This is a genomic window from Pseudomonas sp. M2(2023), from assembly GCF_030263955.1.
In the GTDB taxonomy this organism is placed as follows: domain Bacteria; phylum Pseudomonadota; class Gammaproteobacteria; order Pseudomonadales; family Pseudomonadaceae; genus Aquipseudomonas; species Aquipseudomonas asiatica.
Genome location: NZ_CP127114.1, coordinates 3494726 through 3518509 on the forward strand (window position 1 = coordinate 3494726; position 23784 = coordinate 3518509).

Sequence of the window (23784 nt, forward strand, 5' to 3'; positions counted from 1 at the left end):
ACCGCCATGCTCCTGTCTCCCAATGCCATGGGCCGCCCGCTGCGTACGGGCCTGTACCTGACCACCGGGGTCATCGCGGCCTTCCTGCTGTTGCCGGTGGTGTTCATCGTGTTGCTGTCGTTCGGCTCGTCGCAGTGGCTGGTGTTCCCGCCGCCGGGCTGGACCTTCAAGTGGTACGGCCAGTTCTTCTCCAACCCGGAGTGGATGGACGCCGCGCTGGCCAGCCTGAAGGTGGCCGTGCTGACCACCATCGCCGCCGTGCTGCTCGGCCTGCCCACCGCGTTTGCCCTGGTGCGTGGCCGCTTCCCGGGCCGCGAGCTGCTGTACGGGCTGTTCACCATGCCGATGATCGTGCCGCTGGTGATCATTGCCGTGGCGGTGTACGCGCTGTTCCTCAAGCTCGGCTACACCGGCACGCTGTTCGCCTTCGTGGTCAGCCACGTGATCGTCGCCCTGCCCTTCACCATCATCTCGATCATCAATTCGCTGAAGCTGTTCGACCAATCCATCGAGGATGCCGCGGTGATCTGCGGCGCCTCGCGCCTGCAGGCGATCTTCAAGGTAACCTTCCCGGCGATTCGCCCGGGGATGATCGCCGGCGGCCTGTTCGCCTTCCTGGTGTCGTGGGATGAAGTGGTGCTGAGCGTGATGATGGCCAGCCCCGACCTGCAGACCCTGCCGGTGAAGATGTGGACCACCCTGCGTCAGGACCTCAGCCCGGTCATCGCCGTGGCCTCGACCCTGCTGATCGGCCTGTCGCTGCTTGTCATGTTCATTGCCGCCGCCTTGCGCCGGCGCACCGAAGCCAACGCCTGAGCGCGCGGAGAAAACAACAATGAGTGCAGTGATCAAAGACAACGCGCACGGCAAGACCCTGGTCAGCCTGCGCGGCCTGAACAAGCACTACGGCGACTTCACCGCCGTGGACAACCTCGACCTGGAAATCCAGGACGGCGAGTTCCTGACCTTCCTCGGCTCCAGCGGCTCGGGCAAGTCCACCACCCTGTCGATGCTGGCCGGTTTCGAAACGCCGAGCAGCGGCGAGATCCTGGTCGATGGCCAGTCACTGGTCAACGTGCCGCCGCACAAGCGTGACATCGGCATGGTGTTCCAGCGCTATTCGCTGTTCCCGCACCTGAACGTGCGCGACAACATCGGCTTTCCGCTGGCCATTCGCAAGCTCAGTGCCAGCGAAACCAGCAAGCGCGTCGATGCCATGCTCAAGCTGGTGCAGCTGGAAAAGTTCGCCCACCGCAAGCCGTCGCAGATGTCCGGTGGCCAGCAGCAGCGCGTGGCTATCGCCCGGGCGCTGGTGTACGAACCGCGCATCCTGCTGATGGACGAACCGCTCGGCGCGCTGGACAAGAAGCTGCGCGAAGACCTGCAGGATGAACTGCGCCAGTTGCACCGGCGCCTGGGCATCACCATCGTCTACGTCACCCACGACCAGGAAGAAGCCATGCGCCTGTCCCAGCGCATCGCCATCTTCAGCCATGGCAAGATCGTCGGCCTGGGCACCGGTTACGACCTGTACCAAAACCCGCCGAATGCCTTCGTCGCCTCGTTCCTGGGCAACTCCAACTTCCTGCGGATCAAGGCCAGCAGCAATGGCGCGGGCAGCTTCGAGGGCCAGCCGGTAGCCATCCGCCTGACCCCGGGCCTGGCCGCCTCGCAGGATGCACTGATCATGGTACGCCCGGAAAAGGCCCTGGCCCTGACCGCCGAACAGGCCGCACGCGAGCCGCTGCCGGCGGGGTGGAACGAGGTCAGTGCCAAGGTTGGTGAAGTGCTGTTCCTGGGCGAGAGCCAGACCTGCCACGTAGTGACCGCGGGCGGAACCGAGCTGACGGTCAAGGCTTTGTCGGCGGCGGGCATGCCGATGCAGCCAGGGGATACCGTGAAGGTGCGCTGGGCGGTGGCGGATGCGTGCATCTATACCGAGTGGGCGGAAAGTGACCTGAGCAAGTCTGCCGGGGCGCATTGAAACCGCTGGGGCCGCTTTGCGGCCCTTTCGCGACACAAGGCCGCTCCTACAGGGGCGGCCTTTCACTGCCCCATGGACTGTCACATTATCATCACGCCACTGTCGTAATCTGCCGGCCATCTCTATGCCATAGGCCTTCCGGCATGCCCCGCCTGCTTGTCTTGCTGCTCACCCTGCTGCCGCTGGCGACCCTGGCCGAGCCCGCTCACCTGCGCGTGCAAGGCTCCAACACCATCGGCGCGGCCTTGCTGCCAGCGCTGGTGCAAGGGCAATTGCGCGCACAGCAAGCTACCGCCATCGAACAATACCCAGGCAAGCTGGCCAACGAGACTGTCATCACCGCTCGCGATAAGCATGGCCAGCCTTTGCGCATCGACATCGCCGCACACGGTTCCAGCACCGGCTTCGTCGCCCTGGGCCATGGCGAGGCCGACCTGGCCGCCGCGTCGCGGCCTATCAACGACAACGAAGCAAGCCAACTGCAGGCTTTGGGCGACCTGCGCGCCGCTGCCGCCGAACAAGTCATCGGCCTGGATGGCGTCGCGGTCATCGTTCACCCCGACAACCCGCTGCCACAGCTCACCACGGGGCAACTGGCACAGATCTTTGCCGGGCAGATCCAGCGCTGGGAGCAATTGGGTGTTGCCGGCGGGGCCATCCACCTGTACGCCCGTGACGACCGCTCCGGTACCTTCGAGACCTTCAAGGCCCTGGTGCTGGAACCCCAGCAAAGCGAGCTTTCGCCCAAGGCCCAACGCTTCGAGTCCAGCGACGAGCTGGCCGCGCGAGTGGGCGCCGACCGCCAGGCCATCGGCTTCAGCAGCCTGGCGGCGGTGCATGGGGCCAAGGTGCTGGCGGTTGCCGAGGGTGACGCGCCGGCCATGCTGCCGGAGCGTGCACTGGTGGCCAGCGAGGACTACCCGCTATCGCGGCGCCTGTACTTCTACCTGCCGGCCAACCCCAAGCCCCAGGCCAAGGCGCTGGCCGATTTCACTCAGAGTCCCGCGGGCCAGGCGATCGTCGCCCAGCAGGGTTTCGTTTCGCAGCAGATCAAGGCCCAACCTGTGCCCCTTCAGGCGGACATGCCGCCGCGCTATCGCACCCTCGCCCTACAGGCGCAACGGTTGAGCGTGAATTTCCGCTTCCAGGAAGGCAGCGCCAGCCTCGACAACAAGGCCCTGCGCGATGTCCAGCGCGTTGCCGACTACCTGCGCCAAGCGGGCAAATTGCAGCGCAAGGCGGTGCTGGTGGGCTTTGGCGACCCCAAGGAGACACCCGGTCGCGCCGCCCTGCTGTCCCGCCTAAGGGCCCAGGCGGTGCGCCGCGAGCTGGCGCGCGATGGCGTGGAGGTGCTGGAGGTGACGGGGATGGGGGATGAACTGCCAGTGGCAGGGAACGAACTGGAGCAAGGGCGACTGCGTAATCGCCGGGTGGAAGTGTGGGTTTATTGAACGATTGGCCTGCTCTGGCCTGACTGGTGTAGGAGCGGCCTGGCAAAGAAATGTAACAGCTCCCCATTCGGCATCACCGGCAAACGGGTCTAGGCTCAAGCCCATGTGATACCGGGCCCCTCTGACGGCTGCCAGGCCGCCATGTCGGATCACTGTTGCCATGCAACGTCGACATTCAAGGAGGGGCTCATGACAGCTCTACACACATTCCTCACCACCCCGTTCCTCGGTACCAGCACCTGGTTGTGGCTGGTGTTCATGGCCATCGTCATCGGTTTGCTGGTACTCGACCTGGGCGTGCTGCACCGCCACGACCGGGAAATCGAAATGCGCGAGAGCCTGCTGCTGTATTCGGGCTATTTCAGCGTCGGCGTGCTGTTCGGCGTCGGTGTCTGGTACCAGTTGGGCGCGCAGTCGGCGCTGGAGTTCTACACCGGGTTCCTGGTCGAACAGTCGCTGTCGATGGACAACGTGTTCGTCATGGCGATGATCTTCAGCTATTTCGCCATCCCCCGCCGCTACCAGCACCGCGTGCTGTTCTGGGGCATCCTCGGGGTGGTGTTCCTGCGGGCGATCATGATCGGCGTGGGCGCGGCGCTGGTGCAGAACTTCGCCTGGGTACTGTATATCTTCGGTGCCTTCCTGCTGTTTACCGGGGTGAAGATGGCGCTGTCTAAGGAAGATAGCCGCCCCGACCTGGCCAACAACCCAATCCTCAAGTTCGTGCGCCGGCACATGCGGGTCACCGAGCAGATCCACGGCTCGCACTTCTTCGTGCAGCAGACCCCGCCCGGGCAGCACAAGGCGCTACGCCATGCCACCCCGCTGTTCATGGCGCTGGTGCTGATCGAACTGGCCGACCTGGTGTTCGCCGTCGACAGTGTCCCGGCAATCTTCGCCATCACCCAGGACCCGTTCATCGTCTACACCTCGAACATCTTCGCCATCCTCGGCTTGCGCTCGTTGTATTTTGCGCTGGCGGCGCTGATGCACCGGTTCGTTTACCTCAGGTACGCGCTCGCGCTGGTGCTGATCTTCATTGGCTGCAAGATCTTCTACCACGGCATGGTGGGCAAGGTGCCGGCATTGCTGTCGCTGGGGGTGACGTTCGGGTTGTTGCTGGGTGGGGTGGTGGTTTCGTTGGTCAAGACGCGGGGGGAAAAGCCGGAAATCAAGGGTGCTCAATCCAGACAGCCTTCAAATGCCGATCGCACAGTCAGCGAGAAGGAGGAAGACCCGCAGATGCGGGTCTGACCATCCAGAGAACCAGTGAGCCTTCAAGGGCCTCTTCGCGGGCAAGCCCGCTCCTACAGATATTGTGCACAGCTTGGAGGCAGCACAGTACCTGTGCGCTGTCGCACAGAGAACTGAACTCGCAAGCGATCCTCGTACCCTGTGGGAGCGGCTTTAGCCGCGAAGAATCCAACGCAGTGCATGGCACCGGCTGCGCCGGTGTTCGCGGCTAAAGCCGCTCCCACAGGGTCCCTGCTAATTCAATGAGTTATGTGCAGTTCTATGAGAGCGGGCAAGCCCGCGAAGAGGCCGGAACAAGCCGGTAAATCATCGTCCGCTACGCATCATCTCCGCCGGCACGTACTTGCCGATCTCATACTTGCCGATCGCCGCCCGGTGCACTTCATCTGGCCCGTCGGCCAGGCGCAAGGTGCGTTGCATGGCGTACATGTAAGCCAGCGGGAAATCGCCACTCACCCCTGCCCCGCCATGAATCTGGATCGCCCGGTCGATCACCTTCAGTGCCACGTTCGGCGCCACTACCTTGATTTGCGCAATCTCGCTGCGGGCCACCTTGTTGCCGACCGTGTCCATCATGTAGGCCGCTTTCAACGTCAGCAGCCGGGCCATGTCGATCTCCATGCGCGAGTCGGCAATCTTGTCGACGTTGCCGCCCAGACGCGCCAGTGGCCGGCCGAAGGCGGTACGCTCCACCGAGCGCTTGCACATCAGTTCCAGCGCGCGCTCGGCCATGCCGATTGAGCGCATGCAGTGGTGGATACGGCCAGGGCCAAGGCGCCCCTGGGCAATTTCGAAGCCACGGCCTTCACCCAGGATCACGTTCTCATACGGTACCCGCACGTTCTCGAAGAGCACCTCGGCGTGGCCATGGGGAGCATCGTCATAACCGAACACCGGCAGAGGGCGGACGATCTTGACCCCAGGCGCATCGGTGGGCACCAGCACCATCGAGTGCTGCTGGTGGCGTGGCCCTTCAGGGTCGGACAGGCCCATGAAGATCATTACCTTGCAGCGCGGGTCGCAAGCGCCAGAGGTCCACCACTTGCGGCCGTTGATTACCCATTGGTCACCGTCACGCACGGCGGTGGCGGCCATGTTGGTGGCATCCGAGGAGGCCACGTCCGGTTCGGTCATGGCGAACGCCGAACGGATCTCGCCACGCAGCAGCGGCTCCAGCCACTGGCGCTTCTGCGCTTCACTGCCATAGCGCACCAGCACTTCCATGTTGCCGGTGTCCGGCGCCGAGCAGTTGAACGGCTCCGGGCCGAGCAACGAACGGCCCATGATTTCAGCCAGCGGGGCGTATTCCAGGTTGCTCAGGCCGGCACCGTATTCCGATTCGGGCAGGAACAGGTTCCACAGCCCTTCAGCGCGGGCCTTGGCCTTGAGTTCTTCCATGATCGCGGTGGGCTGCCAGCGGTCACCCTCGGCGACCTGGCGCTCGAACACCGCCTCGGCGGGGTAGACATAGGCGTCCATGAACGCGCTGACGCGCTCACGCAGTGCCTGGACCTTGGGCGAATAGGCGAAATCCATCGGGGCTACCTTCACGGTTCGGAGTACATGGGCCAGAGCCTAGAGCAGCATGGCCTCATCCACCTAGCCTATTTTCCGCGTGTATAAACATTCATAACCGATATATGATCGGCCAATAATTCCAACAAAGAGCGGCGCCCATGAACCTCAGCAAGGTCGACCTCAACCTGTTCATCGTGTTCGATGCGATCTACACCGAAGCCAACCTGACCCGCGCCGGGCAGATCGTGGGCATCACCCAGCCGGCAGTGTCCAACGCCCTTTCACGGCTGCGCGAAACCTTCAATGACCCGCTGTTCGTGCGCACCGCGCAAGGCATGGTGCCAACGCCCATGGCGCAGAACATCATCGGCCCGGTGCGCAATGCCTTGGCACTGTTGCGCACCTCGGTGCAGGAAAGCCGCATTTTCAACCCGCAACAGGCCAACAAGACTTTCCGCATCAGCATGACCGACCTGACCGAAGCGGTCATCCTGCCGCCGCTGTTCCAGCGCTTGCGCCGCCTGGCGCCGGCGGTGCTGATCGAAAGCTTTTTGTGCAAGCGCCGCGAGACCACCAAGGAACTTGCCGCCGGCCGCCTGGACTTCGCCATCGACGCACCGTTGAACACCGACCCGCAAGTACGCCACGTAAAACTGATGCAAGACCGCTATGTCTGCGCCCTGCGCCAGGGCCACCCGCTGGCCGACAGCAAGCTGACCCTCGACAACTACCTCGGCATGACCCACATCCATATTTCCAGCCGCCGCAACGGCCTGGGCTATGTCGACCTGGCCCTGGGCAAGATGGGCGTGCAGCGCAAGGTTGCCTTGCGCTCGCAGCATTACCTGATGGCCTCGCAGGTGTTGCAGCAGACCGACATGGCGATGACCGTCCCCGAGCGCTTCGCCCGCCGCCATCAGTTGCGTTACCAGCCACTGCCGGTGGAGGTGCCTGCGCTGGAAACGCACCTGTACTGGCATGAAAGCACCGATCAGGACCCGGCCAACCGCTGGATGCGCGAGCAGATCACCGAGTTGTGCGAACGTGTGGTGGCCGAGGAAGAAAGGGCCTTGGAACCAGCCTGAACAGAATGGCGGGATGCGGAGAAAAAAATCCCAAGAAAAACTCGATAGAGAGAAATTTTTCTTGATCATTTCCAGAATAGAGCCGCTGGAAGTGAAAAATATCTCCGAAGTAGCGGGTACGCTTGCTCCAACGATTGCCGATTTCACGGCGACAGACACGGACCCGCCCTCATGCCCAGCGCCCCGCTCTATTTCGATTACGCCGCCACCACTCCGGTCGACGACCGGGTCACCGAAACCATGCTCGCCTGCCTTGGCAGCCAGGGCAACTTCGGCAACCCGGCGTCCAGTGGCCATGCCTTCGGCCAGGCAGCCCGCCACGCCGTGGAGCAGGCCCGTCTGCAAGTGGCCGAACGCGTCGGCGCGCAGGCCGATGCACTGGTCTGGACCTCAGGTGCGACCGAGTCCAACAACCTGGCGCTCAAGGGCATTGCCCAGGGCCTCGGCCAGCCCGGGCACCTGATCACCAGCCAACTGGAACACAAGGCCGTGCTCGACACGGTGGCCGAACTGGAGCGCCAGGGTTGGGCCGTTACCCGCCTGGCACCGGATGCCGCCGGCCTGATTCAGCCTGCGGCGGTGCAGGCAGCGTTGCGCGCCGACACCCGCCTGGTATCGCTGATGGCGGTGAACAATGAACTGGGCACGATCACAGACTTTGCCGCGATTGGCGAACAGGTACGTGCCCACGGTGCCCTGCTGCACGTGGATGCGGCGCAGGCGGTGGGCAAACTGGCCATCGACCTGAACGCCATGGCCGTGGACCTGATGTCGTTCTCGGCGCACAAGGTGTATGGGCCCAAGGGCATCGGTGCGCTCTACGTGGGGCCACGCGCCCGCACGCTGATGCGTGCGCAGATGCACGGGGGCGGCCATGAGCAAGGCCTGCGCTCCGGCACCCTGGCGACCCACCAGATTGCCGGCATGGGCAGTGCCTTTGCCCTGGCCGGCCAGCCCGGCGACAGCGAACACCTGCGCCTCGGACAACTGGCCAGGCGCCTGCGTGAAGGCCTGCTGGCCCTGCCCGGCGTCACCCTCAACGGCTGCGCCAAACAACGCATTCCCCATACGCTGAACCTGTGTATCGACAGCAAGGGCTTCAACAGCGCGGCGCTGGCCAGCGAGCTGGCGTTGTCGACCACCTCGGCCTGCAATTCGGCGAGCGATGCAGCCTCGCATGTGCTGCTCGCGTTGGGGCTGGATGAACGCCAGGCACGTAACAGCGTGCGCCTGAGCATCGGGCGTTTCAGCAACGAGGCCGAAGTGGACAAGGCCCTCGAAGTGTTTGGCCGGGTGCTGACAGCGGCGTCAGCGGCACTTTGGTGAAACTTCCCTAAAACAGCCGGCTGTCCGGGGTGAAGTCCTCGACCTCGAGCCTGGCACTGTTTGCCTGCGGATGGCGCGGGTTGAAAAGGTAATTGGTGGTGCTGGGCATGATCGCGCTCGGCACCGGCAGCAGCAACGCCGAACACTCATCCAGAAAGCGGTTGCCCAGGCCCCGGGTCAGTTCGGTCTGGCTCGACCAGCCAGGCTGCAAGGCGGGCAACTGCGCTTGCGAAACGGTGTCAGGCAACTCGATACGCAGCAGCCGCATGGTGGTGGGGAAATCCTCAGGGTCGATCTCCAGGTGCACCAGCACCTCCAGCATCGCCCCGGCCGGGCTGGTGGCGGCATACACCACTGGCCGGCCCGCCTGGTGCCAGCGGCCGCTGACACGCAAGCCGCCCGTTCCGCTCAAGTCTGCATAGGCGCTGATACGCCACAGAATCACAGGCCGAAGCCCTCGGCGATCTGCAGCAACATCTCTTCGACCTGGGTGGTGCCCTGCTGGGTGGTTAGCATCTGCATCGGCGTCAGCCCCGAGAAGCGCTCCTTGGGCTTGGACAGCCAGCGTTTTGCCTTGCCTGCCTCGCCGAACACGGCTTCGGCCATGGCGGTGATATGGGCCGAACGGAACAGCCGGTCGCTTTCTTCCACGGTCAGCGGCTGGTCACGTTCGATGCGGGTTTTCAGCGTGCGCAGGGGAATGATCTGGTCACGCTCCACAGGGGTGAACACGCCGAGTTCGGTCAGTTTCACCAGCCAGGTGGCAGCGAAGCCATGGGTGATGCGGGTGTGGATTTCGAAGTCACTGGCGAGTTCGGGGATTTCCAGCAGTGCATGCAGGCGCGCCCGGTACTCGTGGTAACCGTTGTCGCGAAGCACTTCGGCAAGCATGGCTCTCTCCTTTCCGGCGTTTGCCGACAAGTATGCGGCATATGCCGGATTTTGCAAGCCGACCGGAAAGACGGGGCCGCAGAGCGGCCCCGGCAACCTCACAGGAAGGTGAACACCTGCGAAGCCGGCAACCGCGACTTGTTCAGCCCGGCATTGAAATCCGCCTCGCTGCGATAGCCCAAGCTGAGAATGACCACACTGCTGTATCCACGCTCACGCAAGCCCAGCTCGGCATCGAGAATCTTGCTGTCGAAGCCTTCGATCGGGGTGGCATCCAGCCCATGTGCCGCAGCCCCCAGCAAGGCAGTACCCAACGCCAGGTAGGTCTGCTTTTCCATCCAGTGCTGCAGGTCTTTCTGGTCGAAACGGTGCAGGTCGACGTAATGCCGACGGCTCTGGTTCTGCCCGGCACGCGCCTGCTCATCGCGGAAGCGGCCATCGGCGGCTTCCTGATGGAGCACGGCATCCAGGTGCGCTTCGGTCATCTCGGTTCGGGTGCAGAACACGATCACATGCGAGGCATCGAGGATCTTCGGCGAATTGTAGGCATAGCGCTCTGCGGTGCTTTTGGCCAGGCGAGCCTTGCCTTCGGCGCTGTCGGCAACGATGAAATGCCACGGCTGCGAGTTGACCGAGGAAGGGCTATGGCGCAGTTGCTCGAGCAGGGCATCGACAGTCGCCTGGGGAATGCGGCGCGAGGCATCGTAGGCTTTGGTGGTGTAGCGGCGCTTGGCCAGAGAGACGGTATCCATGCAACAACTCCGGGAATGAACAGAGGATTTGCCGGGCATCTTATCTTTCCTGCAGAAAAGAAAAACCGGCACAATGCAGCAACACTTTCATCTCTGGAGTGAAAATGCTGCGCATCGCCGACCTCGAACTGTTCGTCCGCAGCAGCGTGCTGGGCAGCTTCACCGCCGCCGCCCATGAGGCCGAACTGCTGCCGGGGCAGGTGGCCGCCGCGATCAAGCGCCTGGAGCGCGACCTGGATGTGCGCCTGTTCGCCCGCACTACCCGCAGCCTCCGCCTGACCGCCGAAGGCGAGTTGTACCTGCCGACTGCCCTGAATGTGCTGGAGAGCCTGCGCCAGGGGCGTGAAGACCTGCATGGCAACGCCAACACCCTGCGCGGTACCCTGCAGGTTTCGGCACCGTCAGACCTGGGCCGCAACATGTTGCTGCCGTGGCTGAGCGCCTTCCGCCGCGAGCACCCGGCCCTGCACCTTCGCTTCTTCCTGTCTGACCAGATTGCCGACCTCAACCGCGACCCGGTAGATGTGGCGATCCGCTACGGCCTCAACCAGGACGCCAACTACATTGCCCTGCCGCTGGCAGACTGGAACCGCCGGGTGCTGGTGGCGGCGCCCGACTACCTGGCCCGTCACGGCCGCCCCCTCACGCCCGACGCCCTGCAGCAGCATGCCTGCCTGCTGTACATGCAGCACAACCGGGTCTACGACAAGTGGCGGGTGGGCAACCGCACCGTGCAGGTGAGTGGGCCGCTGGTCAGCGACGATGCCGACGTGATCCGCCGCCTGGCCTTGCAGGGCGAAGGCATCGTCTACAAGTCGTGGCTGGATGTAAGCGCCAACATCGCGGCCGGCGAACTGGAAATCATCCTGCCCGAGCACTTTGGTGAACCCGCCCCGGTCACCCTGGTGTGCCCGCACCGCAAGCAGCTCACGCCCGCAGTGGCACAACTGCATCTGTGGCTGCGCGAACGCTTCGAGGCCTTGCGTAACCGGGCGCTGGCCAACGGCTGCACAATCGTTCCAGACTGAGCCTGGCCGTTGCGCTAAGGTAGCGATTTCTGCCACGACACGCCCCCATGAGCAACTGGATCGACCTCAAGCAGGACGCCGACACCGGCATCGAGTCGGTCCGCGCGCATTTCGTCGGGCATGCCTACGACCCGCACTGGCACGACAGCTTCCTGGTTGGCGTTACCGAGCAGGGCGTGCAGCAATTCGATTGCCGGCGAGTGCGCCATCGCAGCACGCCGGGGAACGTATTCCTGCTGGAGCCCAGTGAAATCCATAACGGCCATGCGCCCACCGAGGACGGCTTCACCTATTCGACCCTGTACCTGGAACCCACCTGGGTGGACAGCCAACTGCGGGCACTTTTCGAACACGCGCCGGGCGACAGCCTGCCCAGCTTCGCCGATACCTTGTGCCACGATGAGCGCCTGGCGCGTGCCACTGCCCTCGCCTTCCAGGCCGTGCATACCCAGGACTTGCGCATTGTCCGGCAGACGGCCATGGACGACCTGCTGGCCTGCCTGACCCGCCACCTGCACTGGCGCCGGCGCCTGAACCCGGACCCGCGCCTGCCGCTGACCGCGCAGCGCGCGCGGGATTACCTGCACGCCAACCTGGAGCGCGACATCGGCCTGGAAGACCTGGCCCAGGCCTGTGGCATCGACCGCTTCCGCCTCACCCGCGCATTCAAGGCCGCATTCGGCCTGGCGCCGCATGCCTATCTGATCCAGCTGCGCCTGGCCCGGGCGCGGCGCCTGCTCGCCCAGGGCCAGACTCCCACCGAAGTGGCCATGGCCCTGGGCTTTGCCGACCAGAGCCACCTAGGGCGCTGGTTCCGCCGTGCCTACCAGCTGACCCCGGCCGACTACCGCAGGCGCTGCTCAAACCTTCCAGACTGAAAGGCAGCGGGCAGCGAGCATGGTGCTTCGTTTATCCGGAGCCCTTGATCATGTCGCAGTCGTTGTTGCCCTTCATCCTGTTTGCGTTGGTATCCAGCATCAGCCCCGGGCCGACCAACCTGTTGATTCTTGCCCATGGGGCCCGCTTTGGCCTGTGCGCGAGCCTGGCGCCGGTCGTTGCGGCCTGCGGTGCCGCAGCGGCGATCGTGCTGATGGTGGGCCTGGGGCTGGGTGAACTGCTGCTGCGCCACCCGCTGGCCCAGCAGTTGATGAGCTGGGCCGGGGTTTTGTGGTTGAGCTGGCTGGCGTGGCAGATGCTGCGCAGTGCCGCCGCCCCGCTGCAGGCGGCCACGGCGCAAGGCTTCAGCGCACTCAGCGCAGCCTCGTTGCAGGTGGTGAACCCCAAGGTGTGGTTGATGGCCGTGGCGGTGGTCGGGGTGTTTGCCTCGCCGTCGTTGCCGGTATGGCAGCTGGCGCTGGCGTTCTGGCTGATTGCCCTGCCATGCATGGCGGCGTGGGCGCTGCTGGGGGTGGGCAGCGCGCGATGGTTGCAGGCACCGCGGCGGTTGCGGGTGTTCAACCAGGTATTGGCGGGGGTGCTGTTGATTTCTGCATGGGCTGCCGTACTGGCTTGAGCCCGCTATTGCCAGTACCGGCCTCTTCGCGGGCACGCCCGCTCCCACAGGTACTGCATCGCGCCTGAAGTTGATGCAGTACCTGTGGGAGCAGGCGTGCCCGCGAAAAAAACAGCACGGTCATTCAGGAATGCCTTGCCCCCCGCCCAGCGCCTCGCGGAACTGCCGGGTGCTGGCCACAGCCAGCAGCAACCCGGCCACCGCCACGCTACCGCCCACCAGGCCGATATCCGCCACATCCAGCTGGCTGCTGACGATACTGCCCAGCAACGCGCCACCGCCAATACCGATGTTGTAGATACCCGAGAACAGCGCCATGGCCACATCGGTGGCATCGGACGCCAGTTTCAGGGTCTTGGACTGCAGCGACAGGCTGAAGCTGAGGATCGCCACACCCCAGAACATGCTCAACGCGGCGAAAACATAGAAGTTGCCCGACAGCGGCAACAGCAGCAACAGGCACGCCGCCAGCAGGCCGATCGAACCTACCAGGAAGCCATGCGGGAAGCGGTCGCTGTAACGGCTGAACAGCACCGAGCCGAACACCCCGGCGCCGCCGAACAGCAGCAGCAATAGCGTGGTGCGCTCTCCGCCTATCTGCGCCACGTGCAGGGCAAACGGCTCGATATAGCTGTAGGCGGTGAACTGCGCGGTAATCACCAGCGTCACCAGCACATAGGTGATCACCAGCGCCGGGCGCTTGAACAGGATCGGCAGGCTGCGCAGCGAGCCCGAGTTCTGGCTGGGCAGCAGCGGCAACGACTTCATCAGGCACAGCATGGTCGCCAGCGCCACCCCGGCAATGCTCAGGAAGGTGATGCGCCAGCCCAGCGCTTCACCCACTACGCGGCCCAGCGGGATACCCAGGACCATGGCCAGGGTGGTGCCAGTGGCCAAAAGGCCCAGCGCCTTGGCCTGCTGCCCGGGCGGCGCCACGCGCACCGCCAGGGAAGCCGTGATGGCCCAGAACACCGCATGCGCCAGGGCAATACCGATACGGCTGACCAGCAACATGGCAAAGCTCTGTGACATCCACGACAGCAAGTGGCTGACGATGAACACCAGGAACACGAACAGCAACAGCCGCCGCCGCTCGATGTTGCGCGTCAGCAGCATCATCGGCAGCGAGGCCAGTGCCACTACCCAGGCGTAGATGGTCAGCATCAGGCCGACTTGCGCGGTGCTCAGGTCGAAGCTGCGGCCAATGTCGCTGAGCAGCGCCACCGGGACGAACTCGGTGGTGTTGAAGATGAAGGCCGCCAGGGCCAGGGCAATGACGCTCAGCCAGCTGCCGCTACCCGCCGTGGGTGGCATGTTGGTGGGTATGGGTCCATTCATGGGTACAAACCGCTTCTCCGCAGGCAAGGCAACAGGACGCACGTCGGCCACCCACTTGCCGGGGTGTCGACGCACGCTTTGTTATTGAAAGGAATGCCCGGCATGGTACGCGTCAAGCCGGGGGCTCACAACCGCGAGGCGGGCAGAAGGAGTAACATGCGCGCTTTGTGCGAACGCGTATGCAACAAGGAGCCCGATCCGCTCATGGACCAGCAGCACTCCCAGCAGCAACAGTGGCAGCAGGCGGTCACCGCCTATGCCCAGGCCGTCAACGACTATGTCGCGCAGGGCCGCGCGCAAGGCTGGGATGACCTCGAAGAGCCCCTGCCGCAAGCCACCGAGCATTTGCTCGATGCCTGGCTGCAAGCCCTGCAAGCAGCCAACCGGCCTGGCGTCGAAGCCTTCGAGCAGCAAGCCTTCCGCGAAGCCTGGCCGCCCGCCCACCACCCTTTGCTGCCGCTGATCAAGGAGCACGGGCAAGGCATCGGCAACGTCCTGCTGCTGGAGGATGGCAGCCTGCTGGCACGTATCGGCATGCCGCATGACAAAGGCCAGGTGGTGCGCATCGACCCTCTCGGGGTGACCCCGGTGATCGGCGTCGATCACTTCGGCCGCTGCCCGGCCCGCCGCTATTTCGCCCTGGCCAATGCCGAGGGCATACGCGTGACAGATGGCTGGGGCGGCCCGCAGGTGCTGCGCCTGGCCTGGCCCACGGGGTTGGAGGGGTTGCCGCCGGGTTACCCGTTCGAGCCTTTCGACCTGCCGCCCACGCCGACCACGCTGATCCCCTTCCCGGATGGCCAGCGGGTGCTGCTGGTGAGCGCTGAGGGTATCTTCCTGCTGACCCGCCACGGCGCGACCCGCCTGCTGCCGCACCAGGGGCGGGTGCTCGACGAACTGGACGAAGGCACCGACCCGGACGACATCAGCCTTGGGCTGAGCATGGAGCACGGTGCGGTATCGGCGGATGGTCGGTTGATCGTGGTTGGCGAGCAAGGCAGCCGCCACCTGGTGCTGGATGACCAGCTCCGGCCCGTGGCGGCCATCGGCCCGGCCAGCGAGTATCCGCACTTTGCGCTGTTCAATCGTGCGGGTGACCAGTTGATAGTCAATGCCTGCCATTTCTATAGCGGTGCCACGCTGGCCGTCAGGGTGGCCGACTTGCCGGGGCTGGATACCGACTACTACAGCCAGGACCCGCGTACCCCGCTGGTACAGGATGGCGCACGGGTGTATGCCGGCGTGGCGCGCGAGGGCGAATATATCGTGGGGGATGCCTATGGTTACCTGCGGGCATTTGGCGAAGATGGCACCGAGCATTGGCAGCATTACCTGGGGTCGACCATCAGTGCCCTGGATATCAGTGCCGACGGGCGTACGCTGGTAGCGGCGAGCCATGCCGGGTTCGTTTCGGTGATTGCCCTGGACAACGGGCGCCCGGCCTGGCAGATCGGTACCGGGGCGCATGGCGAGGTACGGCGGTGGTTGTTCTGGAAAGGCTGGGACAGGGCATTGGCCTGGTAACAGTTGCAGCATCTTCATTGCCTGTACCGGCCTCTTCGCGGGCTCGCCCGCTCCCACAGGTAAATCACAGCTTACGAAGTCTGTGCAGTACCTGTGGGAGCGGGCGAGCCCGCGAAGAGGCCGGGTCAGGCAACCATCAGCCCTGCAAAGTAGCCATATCGATCACGAACCGGTACTTCACATCCCCGGCAATCATCCGCTCATACGCCTGGTTGATGTTGCGGATATCCAGCAACTCGATATCACAACGAATCGCGTGCTCGGCACAGAAGTCCAGCACTTCCTGGGTCTCGGCAATACCACCGATCAACGACCCCGCCAGCACCCGGCGCTTCATCACCAGATTGGCCGCATGCACCGCCGGGTCGATCGGCTCGATCAGCCCGACCAGGATGTGCACGCCATCGAATTTCAGGGTTTCCAGGTACGGGTTGAGGTCGTGCTGCACCGGGATGGTGTCGAGCAGGAAGTCGAAACGGCCCGCCGCGGCGTGCATCTGCTCGGCATCGGTGGACACGATCACATGGTCGGCACCCTGGCGACGGGCTTCGTCGGCCTTGGCCTGGGAACGGGTGAACAGGGTCACTTCGGCGCCCAGCGCCTTGGCCAGCTTGATGGCCATGTGGCCCAGGCCGCCCATGCCGAGGATGCCGATCTTGTGACCAGGGCCGACGCCGTGGTGCTTGAGTGGCGAATAGGTTGTGATGCCGGCGCAGAGGATTGGCGCGGCGCTGGGCAGGTCCATGCCGGCCGGGATGCGCACCACGAAGTGCTCGCTGACCACGATGCTGCTGGAGTAACCGCCCATGGTGTTGCTACCGTCGACTCGGTCCGGGGTGGCATAGGTCATGGTCGGGCCTTCCAGGCAATATTGCTCCAGGTCCTTGGCACAGGCTTCGCAGTGGCGGCACGAGTCGACCATGCAGCCAACGCCGACCAGGTCGCCGACCTTGTGTGTGGTCACTTTGTCGCCCACAGCGGTGACGCGGCCGATGATCTCGTGGCCAGGCATCAGCGGGTACACGGCAATGCCCCATTCGTTGCGCGCCTGGTGGATGTCGGAGTGGCATACGCCGCAGTAAAGGATGTCGATGGCGACGTCGTCAGGGCGCGGGCTGCGACGCTCGAAGGTCATGGGAGCCAGAGGGCTGGTGGGGGTCTGGGCGGCGTAACCGATGGCGGTATACATGCAGGGCCTCGCTATGAAGTGAAACGATTCAGGCTGCGCATTCTGCGCGCCATGCGTCGCTTCGCCCACGACTGATTCTCCGGTATCGATGCCTGATTCTCCGAAGATGCCATGCAGCATCTGGCGCCGAGCGTTCATTCTGCGATGATCAAACTGTCTGATCCTCTGCCCAGGTCCATCATGCAACTGACCCGCCACGTCGACGCCAATGCGCCGCTTTGCACACTGATCCGCAGCCTTGCCACGCGCCCAGGCTTCGTGCCCACGCACCTGCCCCAGGTGCAGGTGCTGAGCTGGGACCACTATGTGGCCAGCAGCCCGCAGATCTACGAACCCAGCTTGATGATCCTGGCCCAAGGCAGCAAGCTGGCGCGCCTGGGGCCGCGTACCCTGGAATATGGCGCCGGGCATTACCTGGTGCAGGCACTGTCGGTGCCGTTCATGTGCGAAACCTTTGCCACCCCCGAAGCACCGTTGCTGGGCGTGGCGGTGGACATCGACCGCGGCGTGCTGGGTGAACTGGTGCAAAGCATGGCCCTGGCGCCGGATGCCGCGGTGCAGGCGCAAACCCCGCATTCAATGACCTCGGCTGCACTCGATGCGCCGATGCGCGAATGCGTGGAACGGCTGCTGCGCTGCCTGCAGGACCCGGTGGACGCCAAGGTGCTGGGCCCGGCGCGGGTACGCGAGGTGCTGTACACCGCCTTGCGCGGCCCACAGGCGGGCGTGTTGCGGGCGCTGGTGGAGCAACAAGGGCACTTCGCCCGCATCGGCGCCGCCCTTGCCCACCTGCGCGAACACTACACCGAGCCGCTGAGCGTTGAAGCGCTGGCCGCACGCGCCAACATGAGCGTTTCGACCTTCCACGAGCACTTCAAGCGCTGCACCGACATGGCGCCGATGCAGTACCTCAAGCGCCTGCGGCTGCTGAAGGCGCAGCAGATGCTGATCGGCGAAGGCCTGGGGGTGGCGCAGACCGCGCACCGGGTGGGGTACCAGAGCACCTCGCAGTTCAGCCGCGAGTACAAGCGCCAGTTCGACCGCAGCCCGGGGGATGAATTGCCGTACCAGAGCCTGCCAGTGTAATCGCCTGCCCTGGCCCCATCTCCGGCAAGCTGGCTCCCACCGGGATAGCAAAGCCCTTGAGGTCAATGCGGTCGAGATAGCTGCAACTGTACTGCATGGCCTGAATCAGCTTGAAAGCGGCCATTGCGCCAATGGCCAGTAGGCGCCCTTGCGCGACTCGTACAGTGTGAAATGGCGGGCGGCGAGGTAGAAATCCGGCGCGCTGCTGGCCTCTGGCGGCTGGCCGCGGTAATCCCTGGCCAGCGTCAGGTGCGGGCGATACTCACGGTCGGCCGCGTCCACCCCCAACGGCAGCAGCGCCTGCTGCAAGCTGTACACCAGTTGCAACAGGGCCGGTGGGGTCTTCTGCGCCTCCAGCACCAAGGCGCTGGCCCGCTGCCACACCTGCAGGCGGTCCAGCAACAGCCGTGGTGCCGTGGCTGGAAGCTCCAGCTGGTCGACCGCCGCGCAAATAGCAGGCATATGGGCGGTATCCACATCGCCGAGAAACAGCAGTGTCACATGGAAGTTGGCGGCCGGCACCGGTCTTCCGCTGCGCAGGCTCAGGCCACGTCGCCACTGGGCCAGGGCGCGGCGCTGGGCATCGCTCACCGGCAAGGCGAAGAACAGGCGCTTGAATGGTTTTTCGATACGTCCGCTGACCGGTGTCATCGTGCCGCTCCTGAAGATGCGCAAAGCACGTACTGATGCGCTGGGAAACTCGCAGGGCTGCCAGTTTCGCGGGCAGGGACCCAAACCATACGCTGAGGTCTCCATTCAATCATATAGATACGGTTATGAAACAGCGTCAGCACACCCGTAATACCCAACCTCCCATGCAAGCAGTACTGAAGTGGGGCCAGCGTGAGTACGCGTTCAAGGCTTCTGAAGTAGAAACAGATGTCAGTGAGGGCAACCGCACATTTTTTGCCGCTCATTACAAGGAGGGATCGGATGACGTTCATAGCTTCATCCACATGGATATCCCTGAAAGCTGCTTGGTCACAGGCGAATCCCACAAGATCGGCCCAGGTCAGAAAGCCGAGATCAACGCCTATTTCGGCTCGAGTTCGATTGGCCGCTCAGGTTGGGCGACCGAAGGGGAAATACGAATTGTCCAGATGGATCAGGCTTCCAAGGCATTGGAGGCAGAGTTCAAGTTCACCATTGTAGACACCATGGGCCAGGTTGACATCGTGGATGGCAAGCTGTCCTTGTCGCTGGCCGACCATGCGACGCAATGCATCTCCAGCACCGGCCAGGTCAAGGCCAACATCGACCCTGCCATTTTCCCCTCGCTGGGCAACCTCGACGCTCAAACCATCAAATCCAGGGAGCTGGAAGACGGGCGCATCCAACTCACCGCAAAACAGCAAGTGGACAACGCTACCCAAGGCATCATGATGCTGTTCAGTGAACACCACGCACGCCTGTTCTTCTTGATTGGCAGTTTGTACTATCCCCTGACCGGGGGCCGTCTGCAGCATGAGTGGAACGTGGAGAACAGGACCCTGACCGCCGAATTCACTGATTATGTGGTCAGCTACCAAGGCAAGGACCATCGCATCACGGATGGCCGCATCGAGGCTACTCTGGCCTGATGCATCGCCTGCAGACCTTGGCACAGCGGTGACGCTTGTACCAAGGTCTGCCACTGTTGCGTCACATTCTTCTATAAAGCATCGACTCGATTGTTTATGCTGGCGGGCTTAGCCATCACGCATGGCCATTACTTGACGTATCCGCCCATGAAAATCGCCTTAGTCCTCATCTTCGTCCTCTCGATCGCCTATGTTCACCTGCGCGGTCGCGTTCGCCACAAGCTGACCCGTCAGCTGGGCGACCACTCCAGTTTCCTGGCCCCGGTCAACAGCTTCCTGTACCTGTTTTCCCGGCACCCGGCCAAGCCTTACCTGCCGGTGGAGGCCTTCCCCGAACTGCAGACGCTGCAGGACCATTGGCAGGAAATCCGCGAGGAAGCCCAACAGCTGCTGCATGTGGGCGAAATCAAGAAGTCCGACAATTACGATGATGTCGGTTTCAACTCATTCTTCAAGACCGGCTGGAAGCGCTTCTACCTGAAGTGGTACGGCGAAAGCCACCCGTCGGCGATGACCCTGTGCCCACGCACCACCGAGTTGCTCAAAGGCATCGGCACGGTCAAGGCCGCCATGTTCGCCACCCTGCCACCGGGCGCCAAGCTGGTGCGCCACCGCGACCCGTATGCCGGCTCGTACCGCTACCACCTGGGCCTGGACACGCCTAACGACGATGGTTGCTACATCGATGTGGACGGTGAGAAGTATTCCTGGCGCGATGGCGAGGGCGTGGTCTTCGACGAGACCTACATCCACTACGCGGCCAATACCACTGAGCACAACCGCATCATCCTGTTCTGCGACGTGGAACGCCCGCTCAAGTACCGCTGGGCAACCGCGTTCAACCGCTGGTTCAGCCGCAACGTCATGGCCGCTGCCGCCGCCCCCAACGATGCCGGCGACAAGACCGGTGGCATCAACCGGCTGTTCACTCGTATCTACAAGATCCGCGAACGTGGCAAGGCGCTGAAGAAGCGCAACCGCACGCGCTACTACCTGGAGAAGTGGGCGTTCGTCGCGGCGTTGGTGCTGGTGTTCATCTATATCTGATCGATGTGGGAGCGCGCAGTCCAAAGGCCTGCGCGCAACCAACCAAAGTACAAGCCTCACACTTTCCACTCTTCGACTAGCCTGAAAGCTCCACTCGCAACCTCCCCAAGGTGAAGACGATGAGCATGATGGACTGGGACGCCTACCGTAAGCAGTTGATGGCCGGCATCGGCGATCTCAAGCAGCTTTCCCCTGACACCGTGGCCGGCTACATGACCGCCAGCGGCGCAGGGGCCAAGACCAACCACCTGGACGCCAAGACCCGCGAGCTGATCTCCCTCGCCGTGGCCGTGACCACACGCTGCGATGGCTGCATCGCGGTGCATTCGCAGCAGGCCGTCAAGCACGGTGCCAGCCGCGAGGAAATCGCCGAGGCCCTCGGCGTGGCCGTGGCGATGAACGCTGGTGCCGCGCTGGTGTACTCGGCACGTGCCATGGATGCGGTGGGCAAGGCCAACGGCTGAACGCAAATGGCGTCGCCGCCCTTGCGCGACGGCGCCGCGCCACCCAGACTGGGCGGCCCAGCCCTTGCAGGAACCCGCATGATCCACATCCGCCCCATGACACCGGAAGACTTCGAACACTTCTGGCCCACCTTCCAGGCCGTCGTACAGGCCCGTGAGACCTACGCATTCGACCCGGCCCTCAGCTTCGAACAGGCCCGCCAGCTGTGGCTGGAACTGCCCATGCGCACATTCGTGGCCGAGGATGACGGCGCGATGCTGGGGTCGTATTACCTCAAGGCCAATGCCGCCGGGCCCGGTGGGCACGTGGGCAATTGCGGCTACATGGTCTGTGAAACGGCACGCGGCCGCGGCGTCGCGCGGTTGATGTGCGAGCACTCCCAGAAACAGGCACGCCAGGAGGGCTTTCTGGCCCTGCAGTTCAACTCGGTGGTGGCCACCAACGAGGTAGCGGTGGCGCTGTGGCACAAGCTGGGCTTCGAAACCGTTGGCCGCTTGCCCAAGGCCTATCGCCATGCCCGCCTGGGGCTGGTGGACTGCCTGGTGATGTACAAGTGGCTGGCGGACGAGCCGGTAGTGGAGAAGCCGCCACTGCTGATCGGGCGCAAGAACATCGAGGCGCGGGTGTCGCGGCGGCGCGGGCGCTGACTTCTTCAGGCCGCCCTGCTCGACGAAGGTCTATGGTAAAGTCGCGCCCTTTTTGAACATGCTGGGATATCGTTGCACATGACCCCCGTCCTCCGCTTCCTCAACCGCACCAGCCTGGTGACGCAGATCGTCATCGGCCTGATCGCCGGCATCGCCCTGGCCCTGCTTGCGCCCGCCATCGCCCGCGACATGGCCTTCCTCGGGAAAGTCTTCGTCAGCGCCCTCAAGGCGGTGGCGCCCGTGCTGGTGTTCATCCTGGTCATGGCCTCGATCGCCAACCACCGCCACGGCCAGGAAACCCATATCCGCCCGATCCTCTGGCTGTACCTGCTGGGCACCTTCAGCGCAGCGGTAGTCGCCGTGGTCGCCAGCATGCTGTTCCCGTCCAACCTGGTGCTGACTACCAGCGACGCTGCGCTGAGCGCGCCGGGGGGCATTACCGAGGTGCTGCAGAACCTGCTGCTGAGTGCGGTCGACAACCCGATCAACGCCCTGCTCAACGCCAACTTCATCGGCGTACTGACCTGGGCCATCGGCCTGGGCGTAGCCCTGCGCCATGCCGGCGAAACCACCCGCACCGTGGTAGAGGACCTGTCCAATGGCGTGACCCTGATCGTACGCGTGGTCATCCGCTTCGCCCCGCTGGGCATCTTCGGCCTGGTCAGCGCCACCCTGGCCCAGTCGGGCCTGGACGCCCTGCTCGGCTACCTGCACCTGCTGGCGGTGCTGATCGGCTGCATGCTGTTCGTGGCGCTGGTGATGAACCCGCTGATCGTATATTGGAAAATCCGCCGCAACCCCTACCCGCTGACCCTGCTCTGCCTGCGCGAAAGCGGTATCACTGCGTTCTTCACTCGCAGCTCGGCAGCCAACATCCCGGTTAACCTGGCCCTGTCGGAGCGCCTTGGCCTGCATGAGGACACCTATTCGGTGTCGATCCCGCTGGGTGCAACCATCAACATGGCCGGCGCCGCCATCACCATTACCGTGCTGACCCTGGCGGCGGTGCATACTCTGGGTATCATGGTGGACCTGCCGACCGCCGTGCTGCTCAGCGTGGTGGCGGCGGTTTGTGCCTGCGGCGCTTCGGGCGTGGCCGGTGGCTCGCTGCTGCTGATTCCACTGGCGTGCAGCCTGTTTGGTATCCCTAGCGAAATTGCCATGCAGGTGGTGGCGGTTGGCTTCATCATCGGCGTGCTGCAGGATTCGGCCGAGACGGCGCTGAATTCTTCGACCGATGTGCTGTTTACCGCGGCGGCGTGCCAGGCTGAAGAGCGGCGCAACGCTTGAGCGTTGCCGGGCCCCTGTGGGAGCGGGTTCACCCGCGAATCAGGCGACGCGGTGCATGGCACCGGCTGCGCCGGTGGTCGCGGGTGAACTGGCTCCCACAGGGGCCAATTGCCTAACACGATGGCATTACCTACCCTAGTGGCCTTTCCCCACCAATGAGACAGGGCCATGTCAGAACACGAAACCGCCGGTGAAGGCCGCTTCAGCAGCATCGAGATCCGTATTCTCGGCTCGCTGATCGAGAAGCAGGCCACCAGCCCGGAAAGCTACCCGCTGACCCTCAACGCCCTGGTCCTGGCCTGCAACCAGAAGACCAGTCGCGAGCCGGTCATGAACCTCACCCAAGGCCAGGTCGGCCAAGCCCTGCGCGCCCTCGAAGGGCAGGACATGACCCGCCTGCAGATGGGCAGCCGCGCCGACCGTTGGGAACAACGGGTGGACAAGGCGCTTGAGCTGGTGCCGGCGCAACTGGTGCTGATGGGCCTGATGTTCCTGCGCGGGCCGCAAACCCTCAACGAACTGCTGACCCGCAGCAACCGCCTGCACGACTTCGACGACACCGAGCAGATCCAGCACCAGCTGGAGCGCCTGATCTCGCGCGGCCTGGCCTTGCACCTGCCGCGGCAGGCCGGCCAGCGCGAAGACCGTTACACCCATGCTTTGGGCGACCCGGCCGAAATCGAGGCAATCCTGGCTGCCCGGCAACAAGAAGGTGGGGCACGCAGCAGCGGCGGCAATGTGTCGGAAGAACGCATCGAAGCCCTCGAAGCACGCATCGCGGCGCTGGAAGCACGCCTGGCCGAACTGGAAGGCTGA

24 protein-coding genes are annotated in these 23784 nt (G+C 64.0%); 17 read left to right on the forward strand and 7 right to left on the reverse strand.

The window, feature by feature from the left end; all coding sequences use genetic code 11:
• Positions 1 to 6 precede the first annotated feature (6 nt).
• The 4 genes from QN085_RS16140 (at position 7) to QN085_RS16155 (ending at position 4689) form a co-directional block, all read left to right on the forward strand.
• Positions 7 to 816: an ABC transporter permease gene (locus QN085_RS16140; RefSeq protein WP_015270845.1), complete on the forward strand. Its 810-nt coding sequence runs from the start codon at positions 7 to 9 to the stop codon at positions 814 to 816.
• A gap of 19 nt (positions 817 to 835) precedes the next feature.
• Entirely contained in the window at positions 836 to 1984 is a 1149-nt protein-coding gene (locus QN085_RS16145; RefSeq protein ID WP_013973156.1) for an ABC transporter ATP-binding protein, read from the forward strand.
• 143 nt (positions 1985 to 2127) lie between these two features.
• Positions 2128 to 3435, forward strand: coding sequence for a substrate-binding domain-containing protein (locus QN085_RS16150; RefSeq protein ID WP_024087359.1), 1308 nt, complete (start codon positions 2128 to 2130; stop codon positions 3433 to 3435).
• A gap of 189 nt (positions 3436 to 3624) precedes the next feature.
• The gene (locus QN085_RS16155; RefSeq protein WP_024087360.1) at positions 3625 to 4689 is read left to right on the forward strand and encodes a TerC family protein; all 1065 of its coding nucleotides are present in this window, start codon (positions 3625 to 3627) and stop codon (positions 4687 to 4689) included.
• A gap of 306 nt (positions 4690 to 4995) precedes the next feature.
• Here QN085_RS16155 and QN085_RS16160 read toward each other — a convergent pair whose 3' ends face one another.
• Positions 4996 to 6225, reverse strand: a complete 1230-nt coding sequence (locus QN085_RS16160; protein ID WP_013973159.1) for an acyl-CoA dehydrogenase — start codon at positions 6223 to 6225, stop codon at positions 4996 to 4998.
• Between the two features lie 140 nt (positions 6226 to 6365).
• Between QN085_RS16160 and QN085_RS16165 the strand changes: the two genes are divergently transcribed.
• Positions 6366 to 7292 (forward strand): LysR family transcriptional regulator, encoded by a 927-nt coding sequence (locus QN085_RS16165; RefSeq protein WP_013973160.1) that lies wholly within the window; start codon positions 6366 to 6368, stop codon positions 7290 to 7292.
• Positions 7293 to 7463: 171 nt separating this feature from the next.
• Positions 7464 to 8618, forward strand: coding sequence for a cysteine desulfurase family protein (locus tag QN085_RS16170; RefSeq protein ID WP_285687309.1), 1155 nt, complete (start codon positions 7464 to 7466; stop codon positions 8616 to 8618).
• Between the two features lie 7 nt (positions 8619 to 8625).
• On the opposite strand, the gene QN085_RS16175 is transcribed toward QN085_RS16170, so the two are convergent.
• From QN085_RS16175 to nfsB, 3 genes are all read right to left on the reverse strand, one after another.
• On the reverse strand, positions 8626 to 9063 hold the full coding sequence (locus QN085_RS16175) for an RES family NAD+ phosphorylase (RefSeq protein ID WP_015270851.1): 438 nt from the start codon (positions 9061 to 9063) through the stop codon (positions 8626 to 8628).
• Positions 9060 to 9509 carry an Xre family toxin-antitoxin system antitoxin gene (locus QN085_RS16180; RefSeq protein ID WP_013973163.1) on the reverse strand — a complete coding sequence of 150 codons (450 nt, stop codon included), beginning with the start codon at positions 9507 to 9509 and terminating at the stop codon, positions 9060 to 9062. The genes QN085_RS16175 and QN085_RS16180 overlap by 4 nt, the downstream gene beginning before the upstream one ends.
• Before the next feature lie 98 nt (positions 9510 to 9607).
• A complete protein-coding gene (gene nfsB / locus QN085_RS16185; protein ID WP_013973164.1) occupies positions 9608 to 10261 on the reverse strand; it encodes an oxygen-insensitive NAD(P)H nitroreductase in 654 nt (217 codons plus the stop codon).
• A gap of 104 nt (positions 10262 to 10365) precedes the next feature.
• Between nfsB and QN085_RS16190 the strand changes: the two genes are divergently transcribed.
• Genes QN085_RS16190 through QN085_RS16200 form a run of 3 tightly spaced genes read left to right on the forward strand, consistent with a single transcriptional unit; the run spans position 10366 to position 12802 of the window.
• Positions 10366 to 11289 carry a LysR family transcriptional regulator gene (locus tag QN085_RS16190; RefSeq protein ID WP_013973165.1) on the forward strand — a complete coding sequence of 308 codons (924 nt, stop codon included), beginning with the start codon at positions 10366 to 10368 and terminating at the stop codon, positions 11287 to 11289.
• A 47-nt stretch (positions 11290 to 11336) separates the two neighbouring features.
• Positions 11337 to 12167, forward strand: coding sequence for an AraC family transcriptional regulator (locus QN085_RS16195; RefSeq protein ID WP_013973166.1), 831 nt, complete (start codon positions 11337 to 11339; stop codon positions 12165 to 12167).
• 50 nt (positions 12168 to 12217) lie between these two features.
• On the forward strand, positions 12218 to 12802 hold the full coding sequence (locus QN085_RS16200) for a LysE family translocator (RefSeq protein WP_041505856.1): 585 nt from the start codon (positions 12218 to 12220) through the stop codon (positions 12800 to 12802).
• Between the two features lie 120 nt (positions 12803 to 12922).
• Here QN085_RS16200 and QN085_RS16205 read toward each other — a convergent pair whose 3' ends face one another.
• Positions 12923 to 14140 (reverse strand): sugar transporter, encoded by a 1218-nt coding sequence (locus QN085_RS16205; RefSeq protein ID WP_041505855.1) that lies wholly within the window; start codon positions 14138 to 14140, stop codon positions 12923 to 12925.
• A gap of 204 nt (positions 14141 to 14344) precedes the next feature.
• Between QN085_RS16205 and QN085_RS16210 the strand changes: the two genes are divergently transcribed.
• The gene (locus QN085_RS16210; RefSeq protein WP_013973169.1) at positions 14345 to 15664 is read left to right on the forward strand and encodes a PQQ-binding-like beta-propeller repeat protein; all 1320 of its coding nucleotides are present in this window, start codon (positions 14345 to 14347) and stop codon (positions 15662 to 15664) included.
• Positions 15665 to 15800: 136 nt separating this feature from the next.
• Here the strand turns inward: QN085_RS16210 and calA are convergent, their stop codons facing one another.
• Complete coding sequence (calA, locus tag QN085_RS16215) at positions 15801 to 16853, reverse strand: vanillin reductase (RefSeq protein ID WP_041506439.1); 1053 nt, start codon at positions 16851 to 16853, stop codon at positions 15801 to 15803.
• A gap of 180 nt (positions 16854 to 17033) precedes the next feature.
• Between calA and QN085_RS16220 the strand changes: the two genes are divergently transcribed.
• The gene (locus tag QN085_RS16220) at positions 17034 to 17939 is read left to right on the forward strand and encodes an AraC family transcriptional regulator (protein WP_024087366.1); all 906 of its coding nucleotides are present in this window, start codon (positions 17034 to 17036) and stop codon (positions 17937 to 17939) included.
• 105 nt (positions 17940 to 18044) lie between these two features.
• Here the strand turns inward: QN085_RS16220 and thpR are convergent, their stop codons facing one another.
• On the reverse strand, positions 18045 to 18590 hold the full coding sequence (gene thpR, locus QN085_RS16225) for an RNA 2',3'-cyclic phosphodiesterase (RefSeq protein WP_013973172.1): 546 nt from the start codon (positions 18588 to 18590) through the stop codon (positions 18045 to 18047).
• A gap of 125 nt (positions 18591 to 18715) precedes the next feature.
• On the opposite strand from thpR, the gene QN085_RS16230 reads away from it, so the two are divergent.
• The 6 genes from QN085_RS16230 to QN085_RS16255 all read left to right on the forward strand — a co-directional run bounded on the left by QN085_RS16230 (position 18716) and on the right by QN085_RS16255 (position 23784).
• Positions 18716 to 19519: a hypothetical protein gene (locus QN085_RS16230; protein WP_031325150.1), complete on the forward strand. Its 804-nt coding sequence runs from the start codon at positions 18716 to 18718 to the stop codon at positions 19517 to 19519.
• 147 nt (positions 19520 to 19666) lie between these two features.
• Positions 19667 to 20566: a lipid A hydroxylase LpxO gene (lpxO, locus tag QN085_RS16235; RefSeq protein WP_023662367.1), complete on the forward strand. Its 900-nt coding sequence runs from the start codon at positions 19667 to 19669 to the stop codon at positions 20564 to 20566.
• A 119-nt stretch (positions 20567 to 20685) separates the two neighbouring features.
• Positions 20686 to 21030, forward strand: a complete 345-nt coding sequence (locus tag QN085_RS16240) for a carboxymuconolactone decarboxylase family protein (RefSeq protein ID WP_013973174.1) — start codon at positions 20686 to 20688, stop codon at positions 21028 to 21030.
• A 78-nt stretch (positions 21031 to 21108) separates the two neighbouring features.
• Positions 21109 to 21678, forward strand: a complete 570-nt coding sequence (locus tag QN085_RS16245; protein ID WP_023662368.1) for a GNAT family N-acetyltransferase — start codon at positions 21109 to 21111, stop codon at positions 21676 to 21678.
• A 78-nt stretch (positions 21679 to 21756) separates the two neighbouring features.
• A complete protein-coding gene (sstT, locus tag QN085_RS16250; protein WP_023662369.1) occupies positions 21757 to 22968 on the forward strand; it encodes a serine/threonine transporter SstT in 1212 nt (403 codons plus the stop codon).
• Positions 22969 to 23136: 168 nt separating this feature from the next.
• Entirely contained in the window at positions 23137 to 23784 is a 648-nt protein-coding gene (locus QN085_RS16255) for a YceH family protein (protein WP_023661273.1), read from the forward strand.